This is a genomic window from Streptomyces cupreus (genome assembly GCF_014257025.1).
GTDB classification, from domain to species: domain Bacteria; phylum Actinomycetota; class Actinomycetes; order Streptomycetales; family Streptomycetaceae; genus Streptomyces; species Streptomyces cupreus.
Window position 1 is genome coordinate 80216 of the sequence record NZ_JACMSF010000039.1, and the last position, 8070, is coordinate 88285.

The 8070-nt window shown below is 70.3% G+C and carries 9 protein-coding genes; all 9 read right to left on the reverse strand.

Features of this window, described 5'->3' with window-relative positions; genetic code table 11:
* Nucleotides 1-46 precede the first annotated feature (46 nt).
* Nucleotides 47-1384, reverse strand: coding sequence for a vanadium-dependent haloperoxidase (locus H4N64_RS29930; protein ID WP_186285561.1), 1338 nt, complete (start codon nucleotides 1382-1384; stop codon nucleotides 47-49).
* Nucleotides 1381-2538: an LLM class flavin-dependent oxidoreductase gene (locus tag H4N64_RS29935; RefSeq protein ID WP_186285562.1), complete on the reverse strand. Its 1158-nt coding sequence runs from the start codon at nucleotides 2536-2538 to the stop codon at nucleotides 1381-1383. Before H4N64_RS29935 ends, H4N64_RS29930 begins: the two co-directional genes overlap by 4 nt.
* Nucleotides 2539-2576: 38 nt before the next feature.
* Complete coding sequence (ssuE, locus tag H4N64_RS29940) at nucleotides 2577-3131, reverse strand: NADPH-dependent FMN reductase (protein ID WP_186285563.1); 555 nt, start codon at nucleotides 3129-3131, stop codon at nucleotides 2577-2579.
* Nucleotides 3132-3155: 24 nt separating this feature from the next.
* The gene (locus H4N64_RS29945) at nucleotides 3156-4139 is read right to left on the reverse strand and encodes an ABC transporter substrate-binding protein (RefSeq protein ID WP_186285564.1); all 984 of its coding nucleotides are present in this window, start codon (nucleotides 4137-4139) and stop codon (nucleotides 3156-3158) included.
* A gap of 41 nt (nucleotides 4140-4180) precedes the next feature.
* A complete protein-coding gene (locus H4N64_RS29950) occupies nucleotides 4181-4945 on the reverse strand; it encodes an amino acid ABC transporter ATP-binding protein (RefSeq protein ID WP_272491826.1) in 765 nt (254 codons plus the stop codon).
* Nucleotides 4942-5892, reverse strand: a complete 951-nt coding sequence (locus tag H4N64_RS29955; protein WP_186285565.1) for an amino acid ABC transporter permease — start codon at nucleotides 5890-5892, stop codon at nucleotides 4942-4944. The genes H4N64_RS29950 and H4N64_RS29955 overlap by 4 nt, the downstream gene beginning before the upstream one ends.
* A gap of 3 nt (nucleotides 5893-5895) precedes the next feature.
* Nucleotides 5896-6819, reverse strand: coding sequence for a transporter substrate-binding domain-containing protein (locus H4N64_RS29960; RefSeq protein ID WP_186285566.1), 924 nt, complete (start codon nucleotides 6817-6819; stop codon nucleotides 5896-5898).
* Nucleotides 6816-7307: a GNAT family N-acetyltransferase gene (locus tag H4N64_RS29965; RefSeq protein WP_186285567.1), complete on the reverse strand. Its 492-nt coding sequence runs from the start codon at nucleotides 7305-7307 to the stop codon at nucleotides 6816-6818. The genes H4N64_RS29960 and H4N64_RS29965 overlap by 4 nt, the downstream gene beginning before the upstream one ends.
* Nucleotides 7304-8070, reverse strand: a 767-nt coding sequence (locus tag H4N64_RS29970) for an LLM class flavin-dependent oxidoreductase (protein ID WP_186285568.1), incomplete at its 5' end; no start/stop codon positions are given. The genes H4N64_RS29965 and H4N64_RS29970, both read right to left, overlap by 4 nt.

Below are 8070 nucleotides of genomic sequence, written 5' to 3' on the forward strand. Positions count from 1 at the left end.
TGTTCACTAGGATTACTTCGGAGTGTCGATCGGGCGGAGGCCGACGTCAAGAGGGCGTCCACGGAGCGGCCGCTTCGGTGATCAGTTCACGGCGACGGACCTGGGCGGCGAGGCCCCCGGCGTCGCGGTAGCGCCGTATCCCGGTGGCGACGGTCTCCTCGTCGAACAGGGGCCCGGCGTGGCGCAGCACATGGCGGGCCACGTCGGTGCCGAGGGTGACTCCGGCCTCGTCGGCGGAGCGGGTGTGAATGCCCGAGAGGACACGGGCGTCGACGTTCTCGGCCGTCAGCCGGTGCCAGCTCGTGTAGGTGCGGGTCACTCCGGGAGCGGTGGGGCTGGTCAGCTCGAACGGTGCGGTGCGCGGTCCCACGAGGGCCGAGAGCACCGTCTCGGCGGCTCCGGAGTAGGTGTTGTGGCCACTGGGGTGGTCGGGGTGGGCCGGTGTGGTGTGCAGGGGCGTCCAGGCGGGGTCGGGGTCGATCGCGCCGGTGCGGATCGCGGTGACCGGACGCCAGCTCACGTAGGCGTACTTGGCGTCGGAGGTGGCGATCTGCGTGTCCACCAAGGCGATGTGGAAGAGGGCGGCCAACTCGGCCCGCTGTGCGGTGGACTTGGCGGAGCGGGCGAGCGCGACGCGCAGCGGTTCGGTGTAGAGCGTCAGCGAGGAGCCGTACCAGAAGGTGGCGGTCTCCGTCCGGTACGCGGTGCGTCGTGTGCTGTCCAGCGACCCGTACGCGCGTACCTCGGCCAGGTCGGCCCGGTACCGCGCGGAGTCCAGGGCGGGCGGCGGGCCGAGGCGGAAGCGGTCGGCGCGGTCCAGCACGAAGGGTTCGGCGAGGCGGTTGCCGTATTGGGCGGCCGGGGCGTACGCGGGCGGTGTCGGCTGCCACAGGCCCGGCGCGGGCTGCGGCACCGGGAAGGGGGCGTTGACCGACGCCGGGTCCAGGCCGTCGCCCTCGCGGGATGCCAGGACCAGCCGGGCCTGCCGCTGCCCCGCCGCCACTGCCCCATCCTTCGCGGGGCCGTCCGGGACGGTCTGAAGGCTACGGCTGAGCGCCGCGTCCAACTGCTCGGTGCGGGAGGGCGCCAGCGCGACGAGCGCGTGGTGCACCGCCGAGGCCAGCGCGGCGTCCTGGGCGGCGCCGGGCGGCACTCGCCGGGCTGCGCGCGCTGCGGCGAGCCAACTGATCGCCCAGGTACGGCTGTTGGTGATCTGCGCCGGGGCGCCCGCGGCCGCGACGGTCTCGGCCGTGGTGTCGTACCAGTCGAGCGCCGCGGACGAGCGCCGGGGCCGTGCCACGGCGGTGGCGGGAGAGCCGGAGGCGGCCAGGAATGCGCCCGCGCCCAGAGCGGCCAGGACGGATCGACGGGGTCTGAGTGTCATCGCGTACTCCCGGCACTCGAAAAGGGGATCTGGGACCGGGAGCCCGGCTCGGTCCGGAAGGGGTGGCTCCACAGGCCCCGCGCCGCAAGCCGCGGCAGCACTCCCTCGCCGAACCAGTACGTCTCCTCCAGATGCGGATAGCCGGAGAGCACGAACTCGTCGATGCCCAGCCGGTGGTACTCCGCGATCCGCTCGGCGACCTCGTCGTGGCTGCCGACCAGGGCGGTGCCCGCGCCGCCGCGGACCAGGCCGATGCCGGCCCACAGGTTCGGGGAGATCTCCAGGTCGTCACGGCTGCCGCCGTGCAGGGCGAGCATCCGCCGCTGACCCTCGGACTCGCTGCGCGCGAGCCCGGCCTGCACGGCCCGTACGGTCTCCGGGTCGAAGCCGTCGAGGAGGCGCCGAGCCTCCGCCCAGGCCCGCTCGGCGGTGTCGCGGGTGATGACGTGCAGCCGGATGCCGAACCGGAGGGTACGGCCGTGCCGCGCCGCCAGCCCCCGCACCCAGGCGATCTTCTCGGCGACCTGAGCGGGCGGTTCGCCCCAGGTCAGATAGACGTCGACATGCCGGGCGGCGATCTCCCCGGCGATGGGCGAGGACCCGCCGAAGTACACCTCGGGCACGGGATCGGGCACCCGGGCCAACTGGGCGCCCTCGACCCGCAGATGCTCGCCCTGGAGGTCTACGGACTTGCCGTCCCACAACCCCCTGACGATGTCCAGGAATTCGCCGGTACGACGGTACCGGGCGTCCTTGTCGAGGAAGTCGCCGTACGCCCGCTGCTCCTGCCCCTCGCCGCCGGTGACGACGTTCAGCAGGAGCCGTCCGCCGGTCTGCCGCTGGAAGGTGGACGCCATCTGCGCGGCCAGCGTCGGTGAGACAAAGCCGGGGCGGAAGGCAACCAGGAATTTGAGGCGCTCGCTCGCCTGGGAGACCATCGCGGTGGTCAGCCAGGCGTCCTCGCACCAGGCGCCGGTGGGCGTGAGCGCGCCGACGAAACCGAGGTCCTCCGCGGCACGGGCGATCTGGCTCAGATAGCCGACCGTCGGCGGCCGGTCCTGTCCGGAGGAGGTGGCGGGGCTGCCGTGGCCGCCGCCGACGACATGACGGCTGTCGCCGTTGGTGGGCAGGAACCAGTGGAACTTGAGGGTCACGGGGTCTCCGTTTCGGGGTCGTGCGGTGAGGCGGGGCCTCAGCCGGCGGCGGCCAGCACAGGGCGGCCGCCCAGGGCGAGGGAGAACTGGTCGGTGACCTGGGCCAGCGCCTCGGCGGAGCCCGGGGAGACGGTCAGCGTGCCGTCGTCGCCGACGGTGATGTCCTTGTCCAACGTGAACCAGCCCGGGGTGATGTGCGCGGGACCCATGGAGTTCAGGACGGGGCGCAGGGCGTAGTCGATGGCGAGGACATGGGCGGTGGTGCCGCCGGTGGCCAGCGGCAGCACGGTCTTGCCCGCCAGGGCGTACTGCGGGAGCAGATCGAGCAGCGCCTTCAGCAGGCCGGAGTAGGCGGCCTTGTAGATCGGCGTGCCGATCACGATCCCGTCCGCCCGCTCGACGAGGGCGCTGGTCTCGACGATCGCCGGGTGGCCGAAGTCGGCTCCGAGGAGTGCCTCGGCGGGGAGGGTGCGGACATCCAGGGGAATCACCTGGTGCCCCTGGGCCTTGAGGCGGTCGTCCAGGTGGCGCAGCAGACGTGCGGTGCGGGAGGTGGCGGAGGGGCTTGCGGACACGGAGAGGATGGTGGCCATGGGGGACCTTTCAGACGTGCGGGATCAGGAGGCGGTCTTGGGCAGGCCCGGCGGATCGATCTCCGACTCGGTCACGGCCTCGTCGGACAGGCCCCAGCGCTCGAGCACCTTCGCGTACGTGCCGTTGTCGATGACCTCGTTCAGCGCGTCGGCGAGCGGTTCGGCCAGTCCGCTGTCCTTCTTCGTGGTGGCCGCGATGAGGCCCTGAAGGGTGTCTCCGGCGCCCGAGTACGTGCCGACGACCTCCGTCTTCCCGGTGGAGGCGGCGTGGTAGGCGGCGGTCGGGTTGGGGCCCAGGTACAGGTCGATACGGCCGGACTGGAGGGCGAGATAGGTGTCGCTGTCGTTCTGGTAGTACTTGATGTCCACCGGCTCACGGCCGGCCTTCTCGTTCTCCTTGCTCCACTCGATGAGCAGCTTCTCCTGGTTGGTCCCGCTGCCGACGGCGACGGTCAGACCGGCCACGTCCTTCGGCCCGGAGATCTTCAGGCCGCTGCCCTTCTTCGCCTCGAAGCCCAGGTTGTCCTCGCGGTAGGTGGCGAAGTCGTACTTCTCCTTGCGCTCCTCGGTGACCGTGATGTTGCTGAAGCCGACGTCGTACTTGGCGCTGTCGAGGCCGACGAAGATGTTCTCCCAGGAGACGGTGTTGAGGTGGAGCTTGAGTCCGAGGACGTCGGCGACCAGGGAGGCGATGTCGGGTTCGACGCCGATGACGGTCTTGTTGTCGGTGGCGTAGAAGGTCAGCGGCGCGGCGGAGCCGGAGGAGTTGACGACCTCCAGCGTGCCTCTCTCACGGATTTCCTCCGGCACCTCGGCGGCTATCGCGTCGACCTCCTCGGTGGTGACGCGGTTCTGGTCGGGGCTGAGGTTGATCTTCGTGGTGTCGCCGTTCGCGGCCGCGACCTCGGCCGTACCGCCGTCGTCGGGGTTGCCGCAGGCGGACAGGACGAGGGCGGCGGTGAGTCCCAGCGCGGCTGCGGTGGTACGGCGGGCGATCGAGGCGGGCATGGCTGTGCTCCTTGCGGAAGGGGGTTTCAGAGGACTTTGGTTCAGAGGACCTTGGAGAGAAAGGCACGTGTGCGCGCGTGCTGCGGTGCGTCCAGTACGGCCGTGGGCGGCCCGTGTTCCACGACGACACCGTCATCCATGAACACCACGGTGTCGGCGACTTCGCGGGCGAAGCCGATCTCATGGGTCACGACGATCATGGTGGTTCCGGTGCGGGCCAAGTCCTTGATGACGTCGAGGACTTCGCCGACCAGCTCCGGGTCGAGCGCCGAGGTGGGCTCGTCGAAGAGCAGCACCTTCGGTTCCAGGGCGAGCGCCCGGGCGATGGCCACCCGCTGCTGCTGTCCGCCCGAGAGCTGACGCGGGTAGGCGTCCGCCCTGTCGGCCAGGCCGACCCGGGCGAGGAGCCTGCGGGCCGTCTCGTCGGCCTCCCCGCGCGGACGGCGCAGTGCGGAGACCGGGGCCTCGACGAGGTTCTCCAGCACGGTCAGATGCGGGAAGAGGTTGAAGTTCTGGAACACGAACCCGATGTGGGTACGCTGTTTGAGAACGTCCCGTTCCTTCAGCTCGTGCAGTTTGTCGCCGGAGCGGCGGTAGCCGATGAGCTCTCCGTCGATGCTGATCCAGCCCCGGTCGACCTTCTCCAGGTGGTTGATGGTGCGCAGCAGCGTGGACTTCCCGGACCCGGACGGGCCGAGGATCACGGTGACTTCGCCGGCGCGGACCCTGAGGTCGACGCCGCGCAGTACGGCGAGTGGGCCGAAGCTCTTGTGGACGCCGTGCACGTCGACCATGACGTCGTTCATGTCTTCTCCGTCAACTGTCGGGTGGCCAGGAGGCGTTGGGATTCCACGAAGCGCCGGACGCGCTGGAGCGGGGTGGGCGGCGGGGTGCGGTTGGCGCCTCGGGCGAAGTGCCGCTCGACGTAGTACTGGGCGATCGACAGCAGGGAGGTGAGGACGACGTACCAGGCGGTGGCGACCAGCAGCAGCGGGATCACCCGGCCGTTGCGGCCGTAGATCACCTGTACCTGGTAGAAGAGCTCGCCGATGGACATGACGTAGACCACCGAGGTGCCTTTGAGCAGGCCGATGATCTCGTTGCCCGCGGTCGGCAGGATGGCGCGCATGGCCTGCGGCAGGACGATCCGGCGGATCTGGCGCAGTCGGGGGATGCCGAGCGCGGCGGCGGCCTCCAGCTGTCCGTGGTCCACGGCGATCACACCGCCGCGCACGATCTCGGCGGCGTAGGCGGCCTGGTGCAGGGTGAGTCCGATGACGGCGGCACCGATGGTGCCGATGAGACTGTTGCTGTCGACGGACCAGAACACCGGGCCGAAGGGGATGCCGACGCCCAACTCCTCGTACAGGGCGCTGAGGTTGAACCAGAACACCAGCTGGACGATCATCGGGATGGACCGGAAGATCCAGATGTAGGTCCAGGCGACGGTCTGCAGCACCGGGCTGCGGGACAGCCGCATGAAGGCGATGACGGTGCCGATCAGGAAGCCCAATACGGTGGCGTAGGCGGTGAGTTGCAGGGTCACCCACACCGCCTGAACGATCGTCTCGGAGAAGATGTAGGCGCGGAAGACATGCCATTCCCAGACGGGGTTGGTGGCCAGTCCGTGGGTGAACTGGGCGACCAGCACGATCACGGCGACGGCGGCGGCCCAGCGGGCGTAGTGGCGGGCGGGGACGACCTTCAAGTCGGCCGTCCGGGTGGTGGGTTCGGTCAGGGTGTCGCTGATCATGGGTCACCTGTGCTCGGGCGGGTTGATCCGCGAGGTGTCGATCGCGGAGGCGGCGGTGCCCCACTTCTTGAGGATCCGGTCGTAGGTGCCGTCCTCGATCAGCTCGTTGACGGCAGCCTGGAAGGCCTTGGTGAGCGGGGAGCCCTTCTTGAAGGCGAAGCCGACGTCGAGGCGGTGGAACTCGCCGAGGAAGGTGGTCTGTGCGGCGGACTGGGCGGCCTGGTAGCGCAGACCGTTGATGGTCGACATGACGACGTCGATACGGCCCTGCTGGAGCGCGGTGAGGGTGGCGCCGTTCTCCGAGTACACCTTCACGTCGTACGGCTTCTTGCCGGCCTTCGCGCATACGCCGTTCTGTGCGGTGAGGGTCGCCTCGAAGGTGGTGCCGGCGCCGGTGCCGATGGTCAGGCCGCACAGTTGGGTGAGGTCGGTGATCTTCTCGGTGAGCTCGGTGTTGCCCTTCTTCACGGCGAAGCCCTGGCCGTCGTTGATGTAGGTGACGAAGTCGATGGTCTTCAGGCGCTCGGCGGTGACGCCGAAATTGCCGGTGCCGACGTCGTACTTGCCGCTGCCGAGGGCGGGCAGGATCGTCTCGAAGGAGGCGTCCTGGCGTTCCAGCCGGATGCCGAGCACCTTGGCCACGGCGTCGGCGAGGTCGATGTCCTGTCCGGCGGGCGGCTTGTCCTGGCCGTTGGGGTAGTACGCGCCCGGCGGGAAGCCGACCGAGCTGCCGATCCGCAGGGTGCCCGACTCGCGTACGTCGGCGGGGAGGAGGGCGGCGACGGAGTCCACCTTGCGTACGCCGGCGACCGGGTCGCCGGTCGGCGCGGGGGCGGCCTGTGCGGTCGCCGCGCCGTCGGTCTCGGTGGAGCCGCAGGCCGTCAGGGCCAGGAGGGCTACCGCGGCTGTGAGGGCGAGGCGCTTCACCGTGGGGACCTTTCCAAGTGCTTCTCGAAGGGCAGCGGGCCGATGGTTTCCGGGTCGACCTCCGTGTCGAACAGCGGTGTGTAGCCGCCGGCCAGGTAAAGGGCGCGGGCCTCGGGCTGGCGTGGTCCGGTGGTGAGACAGATCCGGCGGTAGCCGCGACGGCCCGCCTCGCGCTCCAGTTCGGCGACGATGCGGCGGGCGAGGCCGCGTCGGCGGTGGGCGGAGTGCGTCCAGATCCGTTTCAACTCAGCGGTGATGGCGTCGTACCGGCGGAAGGCGCCGCCCGCGACGGGCTCGCCGCGCTCCAGCAGCAGGAGGAGCGCGCCGCCGTGGGGCGCGGTGAACTCCTCGTCGGGGTAACGGGCAAGTTCGGCGTGCGCGTCCTTGCCGTAGCGGGCGGAGTACTCGTCGCCGAGTTCGCGAAGCAGGGGTCTCACGCGGGGATCGGAGAGGGGCACTTGAATGACCGTCAACTCCGGTGCGGTCATCCGTTCACCGCCGCGAGACTCTGCGGGGCGCGTGCCGCATCGCGCTTGGCGACTTCCTCACGGACGAGCGGGATGACGTACCGGCCGAAGTCGATGGCGTCGCCGAGCAGGTCGTAGCCGCGGGCCGAGAGGATGTCGACGCCGAGGTCGTAGTAGTCGAGGAGCGCCTGTGCGACCGTCTCCGGGGTGCCGACCAGGGCGTTGGAGTTGCCCGCGCCGCCGGTGGCGGCGGACGTCGGGGTCCACAGGGCGCGGTCGTAGCGCTCTCCCGCCTCGGCGATGGCGAGCAGCCGCTGCGAGCCGGTGTTTTCGGGTGCTCCGGTGCGGTGGCGGCGCTTGAGTCCGGCCGCGCCCCGCTCCCTGATCGCGCCGACCGTGCGGTGGGCCTTCTCCCAGGCCAGTTCCTCGGTGGGTGCGATGATCGGGCGGAAGGCGACCTGGATACGGGGGGTGTCGGTGCGCCCGGCGGCACGTGCGGCGGTCTTCACGGCCTCGATCTGCTCCGCCGTCCGCTCGAGCGGCTCGCCCCACAGGCAGTAGATGTCGGCCTCGGCGCCGCCGGCGGCGTACGCGGCGGGCGAGGATCCGCCGAACGAGACGTTGGGGCGCGGCTGTTGGATGGGGAAGACATCGCTGACGAAGTCGTGGAAGCGGTAGTGGTCGCCCTCGTGGTCGAAGGGCTCGTGGGTGGTCCAGATCTTCTTGACGATCCGGATGTACTCGCGGGTGCGGGCGTACCGCTCGTCCTTGGTGAGGGTGTCGG